Source organism: Staphylococcus sp. GDY8P45P, assembly GCF_017892745.1.
Lineage (GTDB): Bacteria > Bacillota > Bacilli > Staphylococcales > Staphylococcaceae > Staphylococcus > Staphylococcus cohnii.
Window position 1 is genome coordinate 34,822 of the sequence record NZ_JAESLS010000009.1, and the last position, 22,797, is coordinate 57,618.

21 protein-coding genes and 1 pseudogene are annotated in these 22,797 nt (G+C 30.3%); 21 read left to right on the forward strand and 1 reads right to left on the reverse strand.

Annotation, left to right across the window (positions count from 1 at the left end; all coding sequences use genetic code 11):
• Positions 1–54 precede the first annotated feature (54 nt).
• A complete protein-coding gene (gene tuf, locus KA873_RS10000; protein ID WP_064264070.1) occupies positions 55–1,242 on the forward strand; it encodes an elongation factor Tu in 1,188 nt (395 codons plus the stop codon).
• A 158-nt stretch (positions 1,243–1,400) separates the two neighbouring features.
• On the opposite strand, the gene KA873_RS10005 is transcribed toward tuf, so the two are convergent.
• Positions 1,401–2,573 (reverse strand): M20 family metallopeptidase, encoded by a 1,173-nt coding sequence (locus tag KA873_RS10005; protein WP_119517575.1) that lies wholly within the window; start codon positions 2,571–2,573, stop codon positions 1,401–1,403.
• Positions 2,574–2,763: 190 nt separating this feature from the next.
• Here KA873_RS10005 and KA873_RS10010 point away from each other — a divergent pair, with 190 nt between their 5' ends.
• The 20 genes and pseudogenes from KA873_RS10010 (at position 2,764) to KA873_RS10105 (ending at position 22,707) form a co-directional block, all read left to right on the forward strand.
• The gene (locus tag KA873_RS10010) at positions 2,764–3,951 is read left to right on the forward strand and encodes a glycine C-acetyltransferase (RefSeq protein WP_046207675.1); all 1,188 of its coding nucleotides are present in this window, start codon (positions 2,764–2,766) and stop codon (positions 3,949–3,951) included.
• Positions 3,952–4,170: 219 nt separating this feature from the next.
• A pseudogene (locus tag KA873_RS10015) lies at positions 4,171–4,632 on the forward strand (P-loop NTPase family protein); the annotation flags it as partial.
• Positions 4,633–4,740: 108 nt separating this feature from the next.
• Positions 4,741–5,310 carry a GNAT family N-acetyltransferase gene (locus KA873_RS10020; RefSeq protein WP_210140281.1) on the forward strand — a complete coding sequence of 190 codons (570 nt, stop codon included), beginning with the start codon at positions 4,741–4,743 and terminating at the stop codon, positions 5,308–5,310.
• 24 nt (positions 5,311–5,334) lie between these two features.
• Positions 5,335–5,841 carry a GNAT family N-acetyltransferase gene (locus tag KA873_RS10025; RefSeq protein WP_107384241.1) on the forward strand — a complete coding sequence of 169 codons (507 nt, stop codon included), beginning with the start codon at positions 5,335–5,337 and terminating at the stop codon, positions 5,839–5,841.
• Between the two features lie 290 nt (positions 5,842–6,131).
• The gene (locus KA873_RS10030) at positions 6,132–6,797 is read left to right on the forward strand and encodes a YveK family protein (protein ID WP_210140282.1); all 666 of its coding nucleotides are present in this window, start codon (positions 6,132–6,134) and stop codon (positions 6,795–6,797) included.
• 13 nt (positions 6,798–6,810) lie between these two features.
• A complete protein-coding gene (locus KA873_RS10035) occupies positions 6,811–7,497 on the forward strand; it encodes a polysaccharide biosynthesis tyrosine autokinase (RefSeq protein WP_210140283.1) in 687 nt (228 codons plus the stop codon).
• 2 nt (positions 7,498–7,499) lie between these two features.
• Positions 7,500–8,267: a tyrosine-protein phosphatase gene (locus KA873_RS10040; RefSeq protein WP_210140284.1), complete on the forward strand. Its 768-nt coding sequence runs from the start codon at positions 7,500–7,502 to the stop codon at positions 8,265–8,267.
• A 24-nt stretch (positions 8,268–8,291) separates the two neighbouring features.
• Positions 8,292–10,091: a polysaccharide biosynthesis protein gene (locus KA873_RS10045; RefSeq protein ID WP_210140285.1), complete on the forward strand. Its 1,800-nt coding sequence runs from the start codon at positions 8,292–8,294 to the stop codon at positions 10,089–10,091.
• Between the two features lie 28 nt (positions 10,092–10,119).
• Positions 10,120–11,442: an O-antigen polysaccharide polymerase Wzy family protein gene (locus tag KA873_RS10050; protein WP_210140286.1), complete on the forward strand. Its 1,323-nt coding sequence runs from the start codon at positions 10,120–10,122 to the stop codon at positions 11,440–11,442.
• A 4-nt stretch (positions 11,443–11,446) separates the two neighbouring features.
• On the forward strand, positions 11,447–12,634 hold the full coding sequence (locus KA873_RS10055) for a flippase (protein ID WP_285159976.1): 1,188 nt from the start codon (positions 11,447–11,449) through the stop codon (positions 12,632–12,634).
• 11 nt (positions 12,635–12,645) lie between these two features.
• Complete coding sequence (locus tag KA873_RS13695; RefSeq protein ID WP_210140288.1) at positions 12,646–13,164, forward strand: acyltransferase; 519 nt, start codon at positions 12,646–12,648, stop codon at positions 13,162–13,164.
• Entirely contained in the window at positions 13,164–14,231 is a 1,068-nt protein-coding gene (locus KA873_RS10065; RefSeq protein WP_210140289.1) for a glycosyltransferase, read from the forward strand. Before KA873_RS13695 ends, KA873_RS10065 begins: the two co-directional genes overlap by 1 nt.
• 19 nt (positions 14,232–14,250) lie before the next feature.
• A complete protein-coding gene (locus KA873_RS10070) occupies positions 14,251–15,252 on the forward strand; it encodes an NAD-dependent epimerase (RefSeq protein ID WP_210134131.1) in 1,002 nt (333 codons plus the stop codon).
• A 22-nt stretch (positions 15,253–15,274) separates the two neighbouring features.
• Entirely contained in the window at positions 15,275–16,450 is a 1,176-nt protein-coding gene (locus KA873_RS10075) for a glycosyltransferase (protein WP_210140290.1), read from the forward strand.
• Entirely contained in the window at positions 16,443–17,792 is a 1,350-nt protein-coding gene (locus KA873_RS10080) for a phenylacetate--CoA ligase family protein (RefSeq protein ID WP_210140291.1), read from the forward strand. The genes KA873_RS10075 and KA873_RS10080 overlap by 8 nt, the downstream gene beginning before the upstream one ends.
• Positions 17,793–17,804: 12 nt before the next feature.
• Complete coding sequence (locus KA873_RS10085; protein WP_210140292.1) at positions 17,805–19,079, forward strand: nucleotide sugar dehydrogenase; 1,275 nt, start codon at positions 17,805–17,807, stop codon at positions 19,077–19,079.
• 27 nt (positions 19,080–19,106) lie between these two features.
• Positions 19,107–20,237: a glycosyltransferase family 4 protein gene (locus KA873_RS10090; RefSeq protein ID WP_210140293.1), complete on the forward strand. Its 1,131-nt coding sequence runs from the start codon at positions 19,107–19,109 to the stop codon at positions 20,235–20,237.
• Between the two features lie 36 nt (positions 20,238–20,273).
• Complete coding sequence (locus KA873_RS10095; RefSeq protein ID WP_210140294.1) at positions 20,274–21,167, forward strand: NAD-dependent epimerase/dehydratase family protein; 894 nt, start codon at positions 20,274–20,276, stop codon at positions 21,165–21,167.
• Between the two features lie 2 nt (positions 21,168–21,169).
• Positions 21,170–21,727 carry a sugar transferase gene (locus KA873_RS10100; protein WP_210140295.1) on the forward strand — a complete coding sequence of 186 codons (558 nt, stop codon included), beginning with the start codon at positions 21,170–21,172 and terminating at the stop codon, positions 21,725–21,727.
• A gap of 47 nt (positions 21,728–21,774) precedes the next feature.
• Complete coding sequence (locus tag KA873_RS10105; protein WP_119517815.1) at positions 21,775–22,707, forward strand: LCP family protein; 933 nt, start codon at positions 21,775–21,777, stop codon at positions 22,705–22,707.
• Positions 22,708–22,797 lie beyond the last annotated feature (90 nt).

The window sequence follows — 22,797 nt, forward strand, 5'->3', positions numbered from 1 at the left end:
TCATGAGAGATAAATTTAACAATTAATTTTCTAACGAATAGGAGAGATTTTATAATGGCTAAAGAAAAATTCGATCGCTCAAAAGAACATGCCAATATTGGTACAATCGGACACGTTGACCATGGTAAAACTACTTTAACAGCTGCTATCGCAACTGTTTTAGCAAAAAATGGTGACTCTGTTGCACAATCATACGACATGATTGATAACGCTCCAGAAGAAAAAGAACGTGGTATCACAATCAATACTTCACACATCGAGTATACAACTGAAAAACGTCACTATGCTCACGTTGACTGCCCAGGACACGCTGACTATGTTAAAAACATGATCACTGGTGCTGCTCAAATGGACGGAGCTATCTTAGTAGTATCTGCTGCTGATGGCCCAATGCCACAAACTCGTGAACATATCCTTTTATCACGTAACGTTGGTGTTCCAGCATTAGTTGTATTCTTAAACAAAGTTGACATGGTTGACGATGAAGAATTATTAGAATTAGTAGAAATGGAAGTTCGTGACTTATTAAGCGAATATGACTTCCCAGGTGACGATGTACCTGTAATCTCTGGTTCAGCATTAAAAGCACTTGAAGGCGACGCTGACTATGAGCAAAAAATCTTAGACTTAATGCAAGCTGTTGATGACTTCATTCCAACACCAGAACGTGATTCTGACAAACCATTCATGATGCCAGTTGAGGACGTATTCTCAATCACTGGTCGTGGTACTGTTGCTACAGGCCGTGTTGAACGTGGTCAAATCAAAGTCGGTGAAGAAGTTGAAATCATCGGTATGCAAGAAGATTCAAGCAAAACAACTGTTACTGGTGTAGAAATGTTCCGTAAATTATTAGACTACGCTGAAGCTGGTGACAACATTGGTGCGTTATTACGTGGTGTTGCACGTGAAGACATCCAACGTGGTCAAGTTTTAGCTGCTCCTGGTTCAATTACACCACATACAAACTTTAAAGCGGAAGTTTACGTTTTATCAAAAGATGAAGGTGGCCGTCATACGCCATTCTTCAGTAACTACCGCCCACAATTCTATTTCCGTACTACTGACGTAACAGGTGTTGTTACTTTACCAGAAGGTACTGAAATGGTTATGCCTGGCGACAACGTAGAAATGGAAGTTGAATTAATTTCTCCAATCGCTATCGAAGACGGTACACGTTTCTCTATCCGTGAAGGTGGACGTACTGTTGGATCAGGCGTTGTAACTGAAATCTACAAATAAGATATTTTATCTTGATATAGATTTGAAGAGTCTCCAATTTTTGGAGGCTCTTTTTTATATTCGTGTTAAATCTTTTTTAACTGTTTATTAGAACAAATGAGGTCACCGTTCAAAAATTGAAATCTTTGGTTATAGAAAACGCCTTAGGCATTAAAAGCCTAAGGCGTTATTACATTTTCTAACTCTAATATTTTTAAAAACTGGCTGGCACTATATTTTAACGCTTTTTCATCTAGATTAAAATACGGACTATGATGTGGGTGTGTGGTACCTTTTTCAGGATTACCGCAACCTGTTAAAAAGAATGCGCCAGGACGCACTTTTTGATAATGTGAAAAGTCTTCGCCAATCATCATTAATTCTGATTCGTTAAATCTTAAATTCATATCATTTGTAGCTTGTTTAACAATATCAAAACATTTTGGATTATTATGGACAGGTAAATAGCCTTTGATATAATCAAAATCATAAGTGATGTCGTTCGCAACAGCTAAGCCTTGTAAGAGCTTATCCATTTTGTGCATCACATGTGCTTGTACTTCTGTATCGAAAGTACGCACGGTGCCTTTACAAAACGCTGCATCTGGAATGACATTATCTGCTGAACCAGACTGTACCATACCGAAGCTAATAACGGCTTGTTTTACGGGATCTATTGTTCTAGAAACAATCTTTTGTGCACTAATGATAAATTCAGCCATAATAACCACTGGATCGATTGTTTCGTGTGGTTTTGCACCGTGCCCACCTTGGCCATGAATTGTTACATTGAATTCATCAGGAGAAGCCATCATTGCACCAGGACGAGAATAAATTGTGCCCGTAGGATAGCCACTCCACAAATGGTTTCCATATACTCTATCTACATTTTGTAAGCAACCATCATCAATCATTTCTTGTGAGCCACCCGGCATAATTTCCTCACCATATTGGAAAATCAGTACAACATCACCATTTAATTTGTTTTTATGCGCTTCAATTATTTCAGCAACCGCTAATAATGTTGCTGTATGGCCATCATGTCCACATGCATGCATCGCACCAGGATTTTTAGACTTGTAATCTACCTCTGTTAATTCATTGATTGGTAAAGCATCAAAATCAGCACGCAATGCAATCGTTGGACCGTCTCCTTGTCCGCTAAATGTTGCGACGATGCCATTTCGTCCGACGGGTGAACGTACTTCACATGATAGTTGGCTGAGTTGATTTAGGATGTAGTCACGTGTGTGATACTCCTCAAATGATAATTCAGGATATTGATGCAAATAGCGACGAATTTGAATCATTCTGTTTTCCTTTTCTCTTGCTAGTTGAAACCAATCAAACAACTTCAACCCTTCTTCCTTAAAATGATTATTCTATTATATCATTTTAAATGACTTTACTGTAGAGACAATTATTATGACTTTAATTAAATTGCAGGAAACGCTTTAACGATTCGTGGGATTCTACTTTCCTGATACAAGAAAATGGGTTATGATAAGATTAAATAGTAGATAACTCAAAGGGGGATTTTCAGTGGTACAGTCATTACATGGCTTTTTAGATGAAAATATTCAGTATTTGAAAGATAATGGACTTTATAACGAAATTGATACAATTGAAGGTGCGAATGGACCAGAGATTAAGATTAACGGGAAAAATTATGTTAATTTATCTTCAAATAACTATTTAGGACTTGCAACAGATGAAGATTTAAAACAAGCTGCTAAGGATGCTATTGATACACATGGTGTAGGTGCAGGTGCAGTAAGATCTATTAATGGTACATTAGACCTTCATGATGAATTGGAAGAAACACTTGCGAAATTTAAAGGTACAGAAGCTGCAATTGCATACCAATCAGGTTTTAATTGTAATATGGCAGCAATTTCAGCTGTTATGAATAAAAATGATGCTATTCTATCAGACGAATTAAACCACGCATCAATTATTGATGGATGTCGCTTATCTAAAGCGAAAATCATTCGTGTCAATCATTCAGATATGGATGATTTACGTGCTAAGGCAAAAGAAGCTGTTGAATCTGGACAATACAATAAAGTAATGTATATTACTGACGGTGTATTTAGTATGGATGGCGATGTTGCCAAATTACCAGAAATCGTAGAAATTGCAGAAGAGTTCGGTTTAATCACATATGTTGATGACGCACATGGCTCTGGTGTCATGGGTAATGGTGCAGGTACAGTGAAACATTTTGGCCTTCAAGACAAAATTGATTTCCAAATCGGTACATTATCTAAAGCGATTGGTGTTGTAGGTGGCTATGTAGCTGGTACACAATCATTGATCGATTGGTTGAAAGCACAATCAAGACCATTCTTATTCTCGACATCACTAGCGCCTGGTGATACAAAAGCCATCACTGAAGCTGTTAAGAAATTAATGGCATCAACAGAATTACACGATAAACTTTGGGAAAATGGTAATTACTTAAAAGATGGACTGAAAAAATTAGGTTTTGACATTGGTAATTCTGAATCACCAATTACACCAGTAATCATAGGTGACGAAAAAGAAACACAAGCATTTAGTAGTCGCTTAAAAGATGAAGGTATATATGTGAAATCTATCGTCTTTCCGACAGTGCCAAAAGGTACAGGGCGTGTTCGTAATATGCCTACTGCTGCACATACAAAAGAAATGCTTGATCAAGCATTAGCGGCATATGAAAAAGTAGGTAAAGAACTAGGTACAATTTAGCGCTAACTAGCTAGATATTAAACGAATATAAATGAAGCAACAAACTGCTAGACTGCTTATGTCCTATTTGTATGGGCATGGGTTGTCTAGCTTTTTTTGATTTTAATCATATTAATAGGGTATAGGTTTAACACTTATGACAGCATATACATAAATTACAATTTTTCTTGGATCTAGGGTGATACAATGACAAAACTGATATTATAAAGGGGAAACTCTGGCAGTGGTAAAACGACCATTGCCCATAAATTGCAAAACACGTTAGGCAATGGTGTCATGCTCGTGGGTCAAGACGAAATAAGACGCCATATGTTAAATGTTCCTGATAGCCCTGGGAATTTGTCAATTGAGCTAATAAAACACATTACTGCATATGGTATAGCGCATTGTGAATATGTTATTTTAGAAGGTATTTTCAACAAAGAAAAATATGGTAATATGTTACAGGGCATTATTTCAAGTGCTCATATTAAAAGTTATCTTTATTATTTTGACTTACCTTATGAAGAAACTGTGAGAAGACATCACTCAAAAGTATATACCGATTTTAGTGCAGAAAAACTTGCAATTTGGTTTGTTGAAAAAGATACATTAAATGTAAAAAATGAGAAATTGATTCCTGAAACGATGACACAAAATGATATACTCACGATGATCTTGAATGACCTAAATAACGAGTGAAAATCGTCATTAGAATCAGTTCGTATTTTTAATAAATTAAAAGGTTGATTTTATGCCAAATGATGTTATAGTTTTGGGTGCTGACGCCTTATGTTAAGGGGTTTTTGAATGAAAAATAATTTAGGGTTGCAATTCACTACACAACGGCTTATCATTAGACCGTTAGAAGAAAATGATTATGAGTCATGGTTGTCAGGATTTGTTAATCGTCATCCTGCGCAATATAAGTATGATAAGGGCCAAGTTGATATGTCAGATGCCACAGAACCATGGTTTGCAGCAATGGTTTCAAAGCATCAACAAGCTATTAAAGATGATGATTTGTATATATTCGGCATCTTTGATAAAACAGGACGTCATCTTGGCATGCTTAATATTAAAAATTTAAGCCGAGACCAATTTCAATGGGCTGAAATCGGTTATTTTATCCATAATCAATACTGGCATCAAGGGTATGCTTATGAAGCTTTAATAGAACTTGTGAAACAAACAAAAGAAACATTAAAGTTTCATAGAATAGAAGCACATATCAATTTGGATAATCGACCTTCTATTCAGTTAATTGAAAAATTAGGTTTTGAGTTTGAATGTATTCGAAAAGGATTTATTTTCGAACAAGGACAATGGACTGACAACTACGTGTATTATCTCAATACACATGACGAACCAATGGGATAGTAAATAAAAGGAAGGAGTGTCAACATGGTTGAATTTAGAGAGTTAACAATGGCTGACGAAACATTATATTGTGATTATATGAAAGAATGGATAGATCACGATGAAAAGGTAGTGCCTGAGATTACGAATATTACCAAGTATAATAATTTTGAAGAAATTGTTCATGCATTAGCAGACAACAAATCTAATGATGAAACAGTAGATAATACGACATTGTTTTTAATTGACGATGATAAGATTATTGGTGCTGCCAATATTCGCCATAATTTGAATGAAAAGCTAAAAATCATTGGCGGCCATGTTGGCTACGGTATTCGTAAGAGCTACCGAGGTAAAGGCTTTGGTAACAAAATCTTGAAAAAGTCATTAGATTATTTATCACGCATTGGTGTACAAGAAGCATTGATTACCTGTGAAAAAGATAATGAAGCCTCTGCAGCTGTCATCTTACACAATGGTGGAGAAGAAATAGAATCTTCAACATTAGATGATGGCACAATTGTCCGTCGCTTCCAGATAGAAATCGCATAAAAGAGCAAATATTTTACTATATTACACAAACTGCCGACAAACTATTCACTTTGTCGGCAGTTTTTTATATAGTGATTGATATTTAAATGCATGGAATATTACATAACATTTCATTTTAATAGAGAAACATTTAAATAATTAAATCAATATTAAGTTTTATTAAATTAATTGTAAAAGAAAGTTAATTTTAGCAATAAATTCATAATTATTTTAGAATATTTTTAAAAAGGTATTGAAATGCATAATAAAAGTTCTATATAATAAGTTAAAATGGTAAAATGGAGGCTTATATGGAAAGTACAATAGATTTAACAAAAATTTTAAGAATATTAAAAAATAATTTAAAACTACTAATTATATTGCCGCTTATTTGTTTATTAATAAGTGCGATTATTACTATGTTTTTTTTAGATGAAGAATTTCAATCATCGACACAAGTATTAGTGAATCAAAAAGAAAGTGATTCACAAATGATGGCGCAAGAAGTGCAAAGCAATATTCAACTTGTCAATACATACTCTGAGATTGTAAAGAGTCCACGAATACTGGACAAAGCATCAAAAGAATTAGATCGCAAATATTCTACTTCAGAACTATCGAACATGATAACGGTTACGAATCAAGCTGAATCACAATTATTAAATATTGATGTGGTAAGTAAAAGCGGTAAAGATTCAGAAGTGGTTGCTAACAAAATAGCAGAAGTATTTAGTGATGAAGTTCCTGATATTATGAATGTAGATAATGTGTCTATTCTCTCTACTGCGGATGATACTACAAAACAAGTTGCGCCAAAAACAATGATGAATCTTATCATGGGTATTGTCTTTGGTTTAATATTAGCTTGTATTATTATTTTTATTAAAGAAATATTTGACAAACGTATTAAGTCAGAAACAGATGTTGAAAATGAATTGGAATTACCAGTACTAGGGTCAATACAAAAATTTAATTAAGGAGGTATTTAAAATGCCAAAGAAAAAAAGAACTATTTCACCTTTGTATGTTCATGACAAACCCAAGTCTACAGTCAGTGAAAAATTTAGAGGGATACGTTCAAATATTATGTTTTCTAGTGCAGAAAAAGAAATACAAAGTCTGCTAATCACTTCAGAAAAACCAAAGTCAGGTAAAAGCACTGTTTCCGCGAATATTGCAGTGACCTATGCACAAGCAGAGTACAAAACATTGATTATTGACGGAGACATGAGGAAGCCCACACAGCACTATATCTTTGATTTACCCAATAATAGTGGACTGTCAAATTTAATTGTAAATAAAGCTACGTATGAAGATTCAATAAAAGAAACCAAAGTGGAGAATTTATCAATATTAACTGCTGGGCCGACACCACCGAACCCATCTGAATTAATAGCTTCTGCTCAATTTAATGAAATATACAATGAATTATTAAAGAAATATGACTTTATTGTAATTGATACACCACCAGTAAATACAGTTACAGATGCACAAATTTATGCTCAAACCATTCAAAATTGTGCGCTTGTGATTGATACAGAAAAGAATAATAAAAATGAAGTGAAAAAAGCGAAAGATTTGATTAATAAAGCAGGTGGGAAATTATTAGGAGCTATAATGAACAAAACTGCAATTGATAAATCATCTAGTTATTATTATTACTATGGAGATGACTGAAAATGATTGATATACACAATCACATATTGATGGATATCGATGATGGACCACAAAGTATTAATGCAATGATTGATTTACTGAATCAAGCAAAAAGTGAAGGGATAAATAATATTGTCGTAACACCACATCATCTGCATCCCAAATATAATAATAATATTCAACTTGTTAAAGAAGAGATAAAGGCTTTAAAACAAAATGAAGATGTTCAAAAATTAAATATCAATTTTTATGCTGGGCAAGAAATTAGAGTTTCAGATAAGGTTATTGATGACATTAATAATGGGAATATTGAAGGTATCAATAATTCAAACTACTTACTATTAGAATTTCCTAGCAATGAAGTGCCACATTACAGCAAACAATTATTTTATGAATTACAAACCATGGGTTATATTCCGATTATTGCACATCCAGAACGTAATAAGGCGATTGTTCAAAATTTGGGTTTATTATATGAGCTCATCAATGGCGGTGCATTAAGTCAACTTACGACTTCATCATTATTGGGAGGATTTGGAAGTAATGTAAGGAGCACTTCTTTAAAAATAATCAATAATAATCTAGCACATTTTATTGCATCAGATGCACATAGTGCGACAACAAGACCATTTGTAATGAAACAGTTATTTGAAGAAAGAAAATTAAAAGCTTATTATGAAGAATTTGAAAACTATTTAGAAAACGGGAAGTTAATGATAAATAATGAAAGGATTTCCAAACAAATACCAACGCAAGAGTATAAGCAGAAAAAGTGGTTTGGTCTTTTCTAGAAAAAGTGAATGAGGGGATTAAGAGTGACAAAGGTTTCTGCAAAATTGCGATTTTTAATACTAATCATTATAGATTCACTAATTGTTACATTTTCAATATTTTTAGGATATTCCATATTAGAACCATATTTTAGAGGCTATTCAATTGATTTATTAGTATTATCATCAATTATCTTGTTAGTTTCACATCATATTTTTGCATATGTGTTTAATTTGTATCATCGTGCATGGGAGTACGCGAGTGTAAGTGAATTAATGTCAATTGTAAAAGCGGTTACAAGTTCTATAGTTCTTACCATCATATTAGTTGCTTTAATAACAGGTGATAGCCCATTTCTACGTTTATATTTTATTACATGGATGATGCATTTATTATTAATTGGGGGATCTAGACTATTTTGGAGAGTTTATAGAAAATATTATATAGGGAATTCAATTGATAAAAAATCAACATTGGTTGTAGGTGCAGGGCAAGGCGGATCAATGCTGATACGCCAAATGTTACGTAGCCATGATATGCGCATGCAGCCTGTACTAGCAGTAGATGATGATAAAGAAAAGCAAAAAATGACGATAACTGAAAGAGTGAAAGTTCAAGGGTTTATTAAAGATATCCCTGAATTAGTAAAAAGATATAATATAAAAAAGATTATTATAGCAATACCAACTTTAAGCACCAAGAGATTAAATGAAATTAATGAAGTTTGTAATATTGAAGGTGTAGAGTTATTTAAAATGCCTAATATTGAAAATGTAATGTCTGGGGAAATAGAAGTAAATCAACTAAAAAAAATTGATGTTGAAGATTTACTTGGTAGGGATCCAGTGGAACTAGATATGGCATCCATAGCAAAGGAATTAACGCATAAAACAGTACTAGTTACTGGTGCTGGTGGTTCTATTGGTTCAGAGATATGCAGACAAGTATGTAAATTCGAACCAGACCGTATTGTTTTATTAGGACATGGAGAAAATAGTATTTATTTAATTCATCAAGAGTTAAATAAACTATTTGGTGAAGCAATTGATTTTATACCGGTGATCGCAGATGTACAAAATAAAGAACGCATGTTAGCAATTATGCAAAAATATAAACCATATGCAGTTTACCATGCAGCAGCACATAAACATGTACCGCTTATGGAATTTAATCCGATGGAAGCAATTCGAAATAATATCATAGGAACTAAAAACACTGCTGAATCAGCAAAAGAAGCAGAAGTCAGTAAATTTGTGATGATTTCTACGGATAAGGCAGTAAATCCGCCTAATGTTATGGGAGCGACTAAGCGTGTAGCTGAGATGGTAGTTCAAAGTATGAATGACACACATTGTCAAACGAGTTTTGTTGCAGTTCGATTTGGTAATGTGTTAGGTTCTCGAGGGTCAGTCATACCATTATTTAAAAAGCAAATTGAAGCTGGCGGACCAGTAACAGTAACTCATCCAGAAATGACAAGATATTTCATGACAATTCCTGAAGCTTCTAGACTTGTACTACAAGCTGGCGCATTAGCAGAAGGTGGAGAAGTATTTGTATTAGATATGGGAAAACCAGTAAAAATAGTTGATTTGGCAAAAAACTTAATACATTTAAGTGGTAAAAAAGAAGAAGATATAGGTATTCAATATAGTGGTATCAGACCAGGTGAAAAATTATTTGAAGAACTTTTAAATGAAAATGAAGTCCATTCAGAACAAGTGTATGAAAAGATTTATAGAGGGAAAGTTGATTACCATTCCAAAGCTGGAGTTGATTTTATCGTGGAAGATTTAATAAATAATTTTTCGAAAGAAAAACTCTTAAAGATAGCAAATAGATAAATATAAAAATGTATATTGGGGTTTTAAAATGAAACTAAAGGACAAAGTAATTTTAATTATAAATTTTGTTACAGTATTATTTAGTATAATTGCATTTATCGGTTATTTAAATAATTTGATAGATTTTAGAATTGTTACAATTTCATTATGTATAACTATTGCTATAACCGTGTATTTACTTTACAAAAAAAGAAAAGGCTTTTTATTAGTTTATTTAATATATTTATTTTTAACTAATTTTGGTGTATTTGTAACAAATATATTTTTAGTAAATCCTTTAGTAGAGTATCATGGTGACTTATCTTGGTACAATATAAATACATCTAATTTGTTTAGCATTGCTACTTTTGCGATATTAATTTTTACAATTTTAAGTAATTTTATTAGTGTGTTTAGCAAAGTGAATCCTAGTATAAATTTTGATATCAAAAAAAGCGGGAATAAGTTGTTTTATTATACAGGAATATTTTTGATTATTGGATTTACGGTTCAATTTCTTTTTTATATTGTAACTGGCAAGTTAGCGATTAATACTTATGGGGATTATGTAAGTAGTATACAAGAATTGCCAATGTATACGTATGGTATATTCTTTTTTTCAATTGGTATTGCTTTTGCATTTACTAATGTCAAAAAAGAACATATTAAATATTTAGTAATTATATTAACTCCACAGATACTACTTTTTTTAATGACTGGAAATAGAGGAGAAGTATTTTATCCCATTCTATCAGCACTTGGAGTATTAATAGTAAGGAATTATAAAATTAAATGGTGGATGATAATTACAATGGTTTTTACATTGTTTTTTGTAATACCATTTATTAAAGTCTTCAGAAATATGGATAGTAGCTCGCTTGAAAAGATTGATATAAATTGGTTTTCTTCACTTGTTGAAATAGGTTACACACTTCGTCCTTTAGGTTATGTAACTAGGTGGATCGATGGTGGGGAAAGTATAGCTTATGGCAAAAGTTACTTAGCACCTATCCAAAATATACTTTCATATATTATACCTGGGTTACAACCTGTAAACTATGAAATGGTTGGTTATGGCTTTAGATATAGACTACCTGATATGGGTTTTAATGTAATTGCAGAAGCATACTACAACGGTGCAATTATTGGAGTATTTATTGTAATGGTATTATTAGTGCTTTTACTTTGGAAATTCACAAATTTTAAATCGTTTGAAATGCTATCAATGGGGACTGCAATTGTAAGTGTATTAATTAATAATATAAGAAATGCATTTTCATTCGTACCTGCATACATATTAATTATCATTGTAATAGTGGTTATATTACTGTTTATAGATAATTATATAAAAAAAGAAATGAAGGCTGATTGAATTGGTGAAAAATTTTAATTATATGTTTGTAGCTAATATAGTGTCTGCATTATGCAAATTTTTAATTTTACTAGTAATAGTTAGATTAGGAACACCTGAGGATGTAGGACGTTATAATTATGCTTTAGTTATAACTGCTCCAATTTTTTTATTTATATCCCTAAAAATAAGGTCTGTAATTGTCACAAATGATAAATATAGTCCGAATGAATATATATCAACAATTTTTTTAATAAATATTATTGTTTTAATATTTATTGCAATTTTTATTTATATATTAGGGAATGGTGATTTAACTACTATATTAATAGTATCGTTAATAAAATTATTTGAAAATATAAAAGAAGTACCTTATGGAATATATCAAAAAAATGAGAGTCTCAAATTACTTGGAATTTCAATGAGTATTTATAATATACTAAGTTTAATTTTGTTTTATATTATATATTCTTTTTCACACAACTTGAATATGGCACTTTTATTTTTAGTAATAGCCTGTATATTCTCATTTACCATTATCGATAGATGGTATCTAAATAAATATTATAATGTGAAACTACACTATAATAGTAATATTGCAAAATTTAAGGAGATTTTTATTCTTGCAATACCTCTTGCTTTTTCAAGTGCATTAGGATCATTAAACACCGGAATTCCTAGGATAGTATTAGAAAATTTATTCGGAAAATATACATTAGGTATATTTTCTACAATAGCGTATGTTTTGGTAATTGGGGGATTATTTGCAAATTCAATCAGTCAAGTTTTTTTACCCAAACTTAGAAAATTATATAAAGATGAAAATAAAATTGAGTTTGAAAAGTTAACTAGAAAAATGGTGTTTATAGGAATTTTCATTGGTATGTGCTCGGTAATATTGAGTTTGTTTTTAGGTGAGCCATTGTTATCATTGTTATTTGGAAAAGAATATGGTGAAAATAATATAATATTAATCATTCTTTCTTTTGGTTTGCTTTTTATACTCAGTGGTGTTTTTTTGGGGACAACTATAATAGCTACAGGAAAGTATAATGTGAACTACAAAATTTCTCTAATACTATTGTTTTGTATTTTGATATTTAGTTTCTTCTTAATACCAAAATACTCTTTATTAGGTGCTGCTTTAACTATTACTCTTTCACAATTTGTTGCTTTAATAAGCTATTACTATTTTTACAAAAGAATATTTTGAGGTGATAATTAATGAAAAAATTATTTTTAAAGTTAATGAAGAAGAATCTGACTGAAGAGAAAATAAGGAAATTGGGCGTAAAAGTTGGAAATGACTGTAGGTTTTTAAGTGTTGATAAATCAACATTTGGATCTGAGCCTTATCTGATTCAAATAGGAAATCATGTGACAATAACTAGTGGTGTGAAATTTGCTACTCATGATGGTGGGGTATGGATTTTTAGAAAAGAGTATCCAGAGATAGATAATTTTCATAGAATATTTATCGGTAATAATGTTTTCATAGGTATTAATTCAATAATTTTACCGGGAGTAACAATAGGGAATAATGTAGTAGTAGGCGCGGGAAGTGTTGTAACAAAAGATGTACCTGATAATGTAATTGTTGGTGGTAATCCTGCCCAAAAAATTAAAAGTATAGAGGCATATGAAACTAAAATATTAGAAAACGCGGATTACACAAAAAAACTTAATTATAATGAAAAGAAAATATATCTATTAAATAAATTCAAAGAGAACAGGTATAAATAATGATTAAAGTTATGCATATATTTAGCAGAATGAATCGTGGCGGTGCAGAATTAAGAACTATTGATACAATGAAACGATTAAATAGGGAGTTTGAGTTTCATGTGTGTGCTACATCAGGGAAAAAGGGCGAATTAGATGATGAATTAGAGTCTATGGGTATTACGATGCATTATTTAGATATTAAAAAATTTAGTTTTCCTTTCAAATTTATAAAGCTATTGAAAAAGAAAAATATAGATGTTGTACATAGTCACATACTTTTTATGAGTGGGTTGATTCAATTACTTTCCTTTTTATCAAAAGTAAAAAATAGAATAACACACTTTAGAACTTCCAAAGATAGTAAAGAACAATATAGTAAAATAAGAAAAGCTAGAAATAAAGTACTGAAAATCATTATAGAAATCTTTAGTACGAAAATTTTATATGTAAGTAATCTAGCAAATAGGAATTTAATTTCAAGGAAAATTTTTCTGAAAAAACATAAAACACTTTACAATGGATTTGAAATAAGTGAATTAAATAAACACTTTGAAAAAGAAGAAAACAGTTTTATTTATGTCGGGAGATTTTTTCATACTAAGAATCAATTATTTTTGTTAGACGTAATAGAAAATTTAAAAAAAGAATTCAATACTAGTATTGAAATTACCTTTGTCGGCAATATTGAAACTGATTATGGAAAAAAATTCTTGAGTATAGTAAATGAAAGAGATTTAAATAAAAATGTTAAGATTATTGGAGAAGTAAATAATCCATTAGATTATTTAAAAACGAGTGAATATTTTTTATTTCCTAGTGAATTAGAGGGGTTACCTGGAGCATTGATAGAAGCGCATCTTCACAAATGTATTGTTATATCTTCGAATATAAAAGAAAATGCTGAAGTAAATGAATATTTTACAGAATCTTCATTTGAATTAGAATTAAATCCAAAAACATGGGCCTCAACTATTGAAAAGCTAATTTCAGGAAAAAAGCATGTAAGTTTTAATGATTCTAATGCTTTTGATATCAATATGACTACACAAGAATTAAAAGAAATTTATATGAGTAAAACTTTATAGATGAAGGGATTGTATTTTCATGAAAATTTTAATCACAGGTACTGCAGGTTTTATTGGATCACATCTTGCGAAAAAGTTAATTAAACAAGGACATCATGTTATAGGTGTAGATAGCATAAATGATTATTATTCAGTTTCTTTGAAAGAAGATAGACTAGAATCGATCGGAAAAGAGAATTTTACTTTTTACAAATTAAAATTAGAAAATTACGAAGATTTAGTAAAAATATTTAAAGATGAAAAACCAGAAGTGGTTGTTAATTTAGCAGCTCAAGCGGGTGTTAGATACAGCATAGATAATCCAAAAGCGTATATAGATGCTAATATTGTTGGTTTCGCTAATATACTTGAATGTTGCAGACATTTTGATATACAAAATTTAATTTATGCATCATCAAGTTCTGTATATGGCGCAAATACTTCCAAACCATTTAGCACTTCGGATAACATAGATCATCCATTAAGTTTATATGCTGCAACTAAAAAATCTAATGAATTAATGGCACATACGTATAGTCATTTATACAATTTGCCAACTACCGGTTTAAGATTTTTCACAGTATACGGACCTTGGGGAAGACCAGATATGGCACTATTTAAATTCACAAAAGCGATTGTAAATGATGAGGTTATAGATGTTTATAATCACGGGAATATGATGAGAGATTTTACTTATGTGGATGATATTGTAGAAGCAATAAGTAGATTAGTGAAAAAACCTGCATCGCCAAATAAAGAATGGTCAGGAGCAAATCCAGATCCTAGTTCTTCTTATGCTCCTTATAAAATATATAACATAGGAAATAACAGTCCAGTCAGATTAATGGAGTTTGTAGAAGCAATTGAAAATAAATTAGGAAAAGAAGCTAAGAAAAACTACATGGATTTACAACCAGGAGATGTACCTGAAACTTATGCAAATGTAGATGACTTGTTTAGAGATATTGATTTTAAACCAGAAACTACAATTCAAGATGGTGTAAATAAATTTGTTGATTGGTATTTAGAATATTATAAATAATGAAGGGAAGGGGGGGGTTCATATGCAATTACTCTTTGTACATGATTTCCCAGTTGAAAAATATAAAGATAATTATTATTCAATAGGGTTCTCTCACAAAATTTGGAATAGATATTTAACAATTTTTGATAAAATGCTCATAAACTCACGAGTGAAAAATGTAGATAATGTGGAAATTATTAATAAGTCAAATGGAGAAAAAGTGAATTTCAAAACAATAGATAGCTATAAATCACCTAAATCTCTATTTTTTAAACACAGGGAAATAATTGAAACACTTACAATTTCGATTAAGAAAAGCGATGGTGTTTTAATTAGGCTACCAAGTGTTTTAGGATTTATTGCAGCTCAAATATGTAAAAAACTCAATAAACCTTATATGGTGGAAGTAGTTGGTGCAGCATTTGACGCATATTGGTTTCATGGATCAATATTCGGTAAGATTTTATCGTTACCTATGGAATGTTTACAAAAAAATGCAGTGAAAAATGCTAGTGTAGCAATTTATGTTACTAAGAAATATTTGAGTAACAAATATCCTTGTAATGGGGAAGAGTTTAAAGGTATTTCAAACGTACAAGCTGTAGAAAAATTTAATAAGAACTTAGATGTTGGTAATAAAATTAAAATAGGACTTATTGGATCTACATTTGTTGATTATAAAGGACATGACGTAGCTATAAAAGCAGTAAGTAATTTGGTGAATGAAGGCTATAACATTGAATTAGAATTTGTGGGTGATGGACCCAACCAGAAATTTGTGAATATGGCTAAAAAATATAAGATTGAAAATAATATTATTTTTAAAGGGAAAATTTATGATAAGACAGATTTAAATAACTGGTTTAGAAATTTAGATTTGTATATTCAACCAAGCTTAACAGAGGGGCATTGTCGAGCAATTGTCGAAGCAATAGGAAATGGAGTGCCTACATTAGCATCCAAAGCTGGTGGTAATTCGGATAGCGTTAATAAAGAATATTTGTTTAAACCAAAAGATGCAGTTAAATTAGCAAAACTAATTAAAAAATCTATTATGTCTAAAAAATATCGAGAAAAAAACATCTTAGAAAACAAAAAAAACATTTTGGGTTATAACCTGAAAAATATTCAAATAGAAAGGGAACAGGCGCTGCTAAATTATAAAAAAATAATAAATGATTTTTATTTAGCGAAAGGAATAAATAAAAATGCTTGAATATATATATAATCATTCACCAATAATTTTCCAAAATTTAATGGTTTCAATAAAAGGTAAAATATTCATAAAACAAAGATATACTAAACATTATTTTGAAGAAATAAAGAAACTTAGAGAGTGTAATGATTTTTTTGAACTACAAAATCACAGATTTAAAGAATTTTATAATTATATCAAAAGAAATAGTGAATTCTATTCTGAAATAATTAAAAAAAATAACCTAAGTGATATAAAAATCACTGTGGAAAATATAAACCAATTACCTGAAATTACGAAAGATGATATTAGAAAAAATGTTGATAGAATTATTACTAAAAAGAAAAATAGACTTATAAAAATGGGTACTGGTGGTTCGACTGGTAAAAGTATGGTTTTCTATACTAATGCATATGATATGTCTAGAAAAATAGCGTACCTTGATTACTTCAAAGAACAACATGGAGTATATAAAGGTATGAAAAGAGTTAGCGTAGGAGGCAGAAAAATTGTGCCTATTAAACAAAAAAAGAAAGTATTTTGGCGATATAATAAACCACTAAATCAATTAATGATATCTGCATATCATGCAGATGGTGAAAATCTTAAATACTATATTAAAAAATTAAACAAATTCAAGCCTGAAACTTTGGATGGATATACTACAGTCATTCATAGGATTGCGAAATATATTTTAGATAACGATATAGAATTAAGTTTTACGCCGATTGCTATTTTTCCGAATGCAGAAACTTTAACTGATTTAATGAGGGATGATATTGAAAAAGCTTTTAATTGTCCAGTGCGTAATCAATATGCTTCTTCTGAAGGAGCACCTTTTATTACAGAGAACAAAGAAGGCGAGCTAGAAATTAATGTAGCAACTGGAGTATTTGAGTTTGAACAAATTCATGGTAATATCTATGAGTTAATAGTGACAGGTTTTTATACTACTAGTACACCATTATTGAGATATAAAATTGGAGATTCAGTAGAATTAGAAAATGTACTACCTGTAAATTATAAGCAAAAAGATATAAAGATTAAAAGAATTATTGGTCGTAATAATGATTTTTTACAGTCTAGAGAGAAAGGGATTGTAACTAATGTAAATTTATCAACAGCAATAAGATTTGTTGAGAATGATGTTATTGAATCACAATTTGTACAGAATGAAATTGACAATATTATAGTGTATTTAGTAATTAGTAATAATGCAGATAAAAATAATATTATTAAAAAATTAAAATATGAGTTGAAATTCAGGTTTGGTACAAGTACTAATTTTCATTTTAAATTTGTCAATAAGATACCTTCAACATCTGGTGGAAAAAAAAGATTTGCAATTAATAACATTAAATAAGGGGATAAGAAAATGAATAGAAATATTGCTGTAGTTGGATTAGGTTATGTAGGTTTACCAGTAGCTGTGACTTTTGGGAATAAACATAAGGTAATCGGATTTGATATTAATGAAACAAGGATTCAAGAGCTACAAAATAATTACGATAGAACAAATGAAGTTACAGAAGATAAATTGAAGCAAACTAATATAGAGTACACTTCAAATGCAGCGGATTTGAAAAAAGCTGATTTTATTATTGTGGCTGTACCTACGCCAATCGATAAACATAATAAACCGGATTTATTACCATTATTAAAAGCCAGTGAAACAGTTGGGAAAGTCATTACGCCTGACACAATAGTAGTTTACGAGTCAACTGTATACCCTGGTGCAACAGAAGAAGAGTGTGTACCTGTATTAGAAAAACATTCTGGACTCGTTTGTGGTAAAGACTTTTTTGTTGGTTATTCACCTGAGAGAATTAATCCAGGAGATAAAGTACATACTTTCGAAACAATTACTAAAGTAGTATCAGGTCAAACATCTGAAGTGTTAGAAGTAGTTGCAGACGTATACAGCTCAGTCGTCACAGCGGGAGTTCATAAAGCATCTTCTATTAAAGTAGCAGAAGCGGCAAAAGTCATTGAAAACACACAACGTGATGTAAATATTGCTCTAATGAATGAATTAGCAATCATTTTTGATAAATTAGATATAGATACTAATGAAGTACTTAAAGCATCAGGAACAAAATGGAACTTCTTGAATTTTAAGCCAGGATTAGTAGGTGGGCATTGTATTGGTGTAGATCCATATTATTTAACACATAAAGCTCAGGAAGTTGGTCACCATCCTGAAGTAATCTTAGCAGGAAGAAGAATAAATGATAATATGGCAAAACATATTGCTTCTAATGTTATTAAAGAACTGTTGAAACAAGGATTAGAAGTACAAGGTGCGACAGTAAATATGTTAGGTCTTACATTTAAAGAAAATTGTCCAGACTTAAGAAATACAAAAGTTGTTCACATCATTGAAGAATTAAAAGAATATGGACTAAACGTAACAGTGAATGATGTTGAAGCGGATAAAAATGAAGCAAGTAGGTTATTTAATATTGAGTTAACAGATAAAAAAGATTTAAGACCTGCAGACGCATTAATTTTTGCAGTTTCACATAAAGATTATATGGATAATAAAAAGGAGTATATTAATTTAGCGAAAAGTAATGGTGTAGTTTCTGATATTAAAGGAATAATCAACAGTAATGATCTTATTGAAAGTCAGAGATTATGGAGATTATAAGTATAAAATTAAATTGTGGGGTTTTGTATGAAAAATCAAAAAGTGTTTCATTTAGTCACTGTTTCTAAAAGTATTCCACTGATGAAAGGGCAAATAGAATTTCTAAGGGAAAAAGGATTTAATGCTTGTATTATATCTTCTAATGGAAAAGAAATACGAAAGTATGATGAATGTGCTTATAGGATAATAAATATGCAAAGGGAAATATCAATATTAAAAGATATAAAATCATTAGTTAATCTAATAGTCTTGTTTCTTAAAGAAAGACCGCTAATTGTCAATTCGGGCACTCCAAAAGCCGGATTACTAGGGACAATTGCGGCATTTATTACAATGAGACCCAATAGAATTTACACAGTTAGAGGTTTAAGATTAGAAACAGTTACAGGTTTGAAATATAAAATATTATACATTATGGAAAAAATAGCAATGATGTGTTCTACAGACATAATAGCAATATCTGATAGTTTAAAAGAGAAAATTATAGAGTTAGGATTAGCGAAAGAGAGTAAAATCACAATATTAGGACAGGGTAGTTCCAATGGACTTAATTTGAAAGATTTTAATGATTTGAATAATAAAATTGATATTAATATCAAAGAACAATTAAATAACTCATTTGTTATTGGATACATTGGTAGAATAGTAAAGGATAAGGGGATAAGTGAGTTGATTAGATCTTTTCAAAAATTACAAAAACTAAAATATAATGTAAAATTATTGGTTGTTGGTGATTTTGAAAAAGCTAATACTATCAGTGAGGAAGAAATAAAAATATTAAAGAATGATACTAATATAATATGGGTTAACCGTGTTGATAATCCAGTTGCCTATTTTAATAATATGGATGTGTTTGTTTTTCCAACATATAGAGAAGGATTTGGAAATGTAAGTATTGAGGCGCAATTATTAAAAATTCCAGTTATAACTACAAATGTAACTGGGGCAAGAGATACAGTTATAAATGGAAAAACAGGTTTTATTGTAGAAAAAAATGATGTTGATTCAATAGTAGAAAAAATAGAATTATTGATTAATGATGATAATTACCGTAAAAAATTAGGGGAAAATGGTAAAGAGAGAGTTGAAAAATCTTTTTCAAATGAAATAATTTGGGAAGATATGGAAAAATTATACACAAATTTACTAAAAAAATAAGAGATTAATTTTTGTAGTGAATTCAGGAGGGCGTTAATGAAGATATTAATAACTGGAGCAAATGGCCATTCAGGTAGAATTTTTTTAAATAATTTAGAAAAGGAAAATTCAAAATTATTTGATGAAGTTCATATAACAGTAAGAAAAAATAATTTAGATGAATTTATCACTAAATCGAAATTAAATATAATTAAACATCATGGTGATTTAAACGATTCTGAATTTGTAAATAAAATAACAAAAGATATAGATATAATATTGCATATAGCTGGAATTCAAATGAGTAAAATATTATTTGAAAAAGCAGTTCAAAATAAGGTCAATTGGATTATAGCAATTCATACTACTGGACGATATTCCAAATTTAAATCTGCATCAGCAGAATATATAGAAATAGAGGACAAATTGCTTGAACTTAGAGACGAAATAAATATCACAATTTTACGTCCGACTATGATATATGGTTCTAGTAGAGATAAAAATATGAATAAACTCATAAAATTTATAGACAAATTCCCAATTTATCCAATTTTTGGAAATGGGAAAAATCTGATGCAACCAGTTAATGCAATAGATTTAGCACGTTCCTATATTCAAGTAATTGAAAATTCAGAAGTAACAAAAAATCAAAACTATAATTTATCAGGTAAATATCCTGAAAAATACAAAAGTTTGATTAATACAGTTTCCCAATATTTAAATAAAAAAATTGTACTAATTAAATTACCTATCTTTTTTTCCTATTACTTTGTTAAATTATTTAGAAAAATAATACCTAAATTTCCTTTGAATGAGGAACAAGTGCTTAGAATGAAGGAAAATAAAGATTTTACCCATTTAAAAGCAACTGAAGATTTTGGTTATACCCCAATGAGTTTTGAAGAAGGTATTAAAGAAGAAATAAAAGAATATAAAAGGAATATGAAATAATTATGAAAAGACTTTTCGATGTTTTAAGTTCACTATATGCACTAACCATATTTTCTCCGTTGCTAATTTTTGTTTCTATAGCAATTAAAATAGAATCCCAAGGGCCGATTGTTTTCAAACAAGATCGACCAGGATTAAAAAACAAGTTATTTAAAATTTATAAATTTAGATCAATGAGACAAGATACACCAAATGTTGCAACTGATAAGTTAGATCCTACAGATTACATTACTAAAACAGGAAAATTTATCAGAAAAACATCTATAGATGAATTACCACAGTTATTAAATATTTTAAAAGGTGATATGGCTGTAGTTGGGCCTCGACCTGCTTTATATAATCAGTATGAGCTTATTGAAAAAAGAACGAATGTAAATGTTCATTTAGTTAAACCTGGTTTAACAGGATTAGCACAAGTTATGGGGAGAGACGACAATAGCGATGATCAAAAGGTGCAATATGATAAATTTTATATTGAGAATCAATCTTTTAAATTAGATATGTATATTATATATAAAACTATAAAAAATACTATTTCTTCTGAAGGAGTTAGTCACTAATTTATAGAATTTAGAAGAGGAAGAACAAATCGACAAGGAGTAATGTGATGAAAAAAAAGAGAAAATCATTAACAAAGAAAATTGTCGTCACAATAGTTATTGCGTTAGCACTGCTAATTATTATAGCTGTAGCATTTATATTCTATAAACTTACGTCATTAAATAGTTCAATTAATGATCCACTTGATAGAAAACATTCTGAACTTAGAGATGGGCCAATAAAAAAAGGAGAGCCAATTTCAATAGCGCTTTTTGGTATAGACTCTGATGAAATAAGGGATTCAGAACACGGTGGGCAAAGATCAGATTCAATCGTACTTCTGTCAATTAATCCAAAAGATAAAAAAACAGAAATGATTAGTGTGCCTCGTGATACACATGCTGAAATTGTTGGTAAAGATACAGAAGAAAAAATTAATCACGCCTATGCCTATGGTGGTCCAGATATGGCAGTGAAATCTGTAGAAAAGCTAATGGATGTACCTATTGATCATTATGCAGCCATAAATATGGATGGTGTTTCTACACTTATAGATGAAGTTAATGGTGTAGATGTTGTTAGTAATGCAACTTTCAATGTTAGAGACTATACCTTTGAAAAAGGTAAGAAATATCACATGGATGGTAAAGAAGCATTGGCGTTTATGCGGAGTAGGAAAGAAGCAGGTGCTGGTGGAGATGAAGGAAGACAAGCGCGACAACAACTTGTTATCGAAGCAGTAGCTAAGAAATCAATGAATCCAAGTTCAATACCGAAAATCAATTCAATATTTAATGCGGTAGAGGATAACGTCAAAACTGATTTGAGTTTAACTGATTTAAACGGTATTCGATCTGATTATAAGAGTGCACAAAAAAATGTGAATCGTCATACTTTAAATGGTGAAAATACATTAGGTGATGATGGATTATACTATTTTTATCCAAGTAATAATGACCAAATAGTTAAAGATTATAAAGATAATTTGAATTTAAAATAACTAATACTTAAAACCGTCAACACTAAAAAAGTAGTTGGCGGTTTTATTATATGAATATTTATTTATGAAAACGCCAACATGAAATAAAAG

Excerpts from the sequence above, each read along its gene's own strand:
- tuf (WP_064264070.1), top strand. The coding sequence starts at position 55 with ATGGCTAAAGAAAAATTCGATCGCTCAAAAGAACATGCCAATATTGGT.
- KA873_RS10020 (WP_210140281.1), top strand. The coding sequence starts at position 4,741 with ATGAAAAATAATTTAGGGTTGCAATTCACTACACAACGGCTTATCATT.
- KA873_RS10025 (WP_107384241.1), top strand. The coding sequence starts at position 5,335 with ATGGTTGAATTTAGAGAGTTAACAATGGCTGACGAAACATTATATTGT.
- KA873_RS10030 (WP_210140282.1), top strand. The coding sequence starts at position 6,132 with ATGGAAAGTACAATAGATTTAACAAAAATTTTAAGAATATTAAAAAAT.
- KA873_RS10035 (WP_210140283.1), top strand. The coding sequence starts at position 6,811 with ATGCCAAAGAAAAAAAGAACTATTTCACCTTTGTATGTTCATGACAAA.
- KA873_RS10040 (WP_210140284.1), top strand. The coding sequence starts at position 7,500 with ATGATTGATATACACAATCACATATTGATGGATATCGATGATGGACCA.
- KA873_RS10050 (WP_210140286.1), top strand. The coding sequence starts at position 10,120 with ATGAAACTAAAGGACAAAGTAATTTTAATTATAAATTTTGTTACAGTA.
- KA873_RS13695 (WP_210140288.1), top strand. The coding sequence starts at position 12,646 with ATGAAAAAATTATTTTTAAAGTTAATGAAGAAGAATCTGACTGAAGAG.
- KA873_RS10065 (WP_210140289.1), top strand. The coding sequence starts at position 13,164 with ATGATTAAAGTTATGCATATATTTAGCAGAATGAATCGTGGCGGTGCA.
- KA873_RS10070 (WP_210134131.1), top strand. The coding sequence starts at position 14,251 with ATGAAAATTTTAATCACAGGTACTGCAGGTTTTATTGGATCACATCTT.
- KA873_RS10075 (WP_210140290.1), top strand. The coding sequence starts at position 15,275 with ATGCAATTACTCTTTGTACATGATTTCCCAGTTGAAAAATATAAAGAT.
- KA873_RS10080 (WP_210140291.1), top strand. The coding sequence starts at position 16,443 with ATGCTTGAATATATATATAATCATTCACCAATAATTTTCCAAAATTTA.
- KA873_RS10085 (WP_210140292.1), top strand. The coding sequence starts at position 17,805 with ATGAATAGAAATATTGCTGTAGTTGGATTAGGTTATGTAGGTTTACCA.
- KA873_RS10090 (WP_210140293.1), top strand. The coding sequence starts at position 19,107 with ATGAAAAATCAAAAAGTGTTTCATTTAGTCACTGTTTCTAAAAGTATT.
- KA873_RS10095 (WP_210140294.1), top strand. The coding sequence starts at position 20,274 with ATGAAGATATTAATAACTGGAGCAAATGGCCATTCAGGTAGAATTTTT.
- KA873_RS10100 (WP_210140295.1), top strand. The coding sequence starts at position 21,170 with ATGAAAAGACTTTTCGATGTTTTAAGTTCACTATATGCACTAACCATA.
- KA873_RS10105 (WP_119517815.1), top strand. The coding sequence starts at position 21,775 with ATGAAAAAAAAGAGAAAATCATTAACAAAGAAAATTGTCGTCACAATA.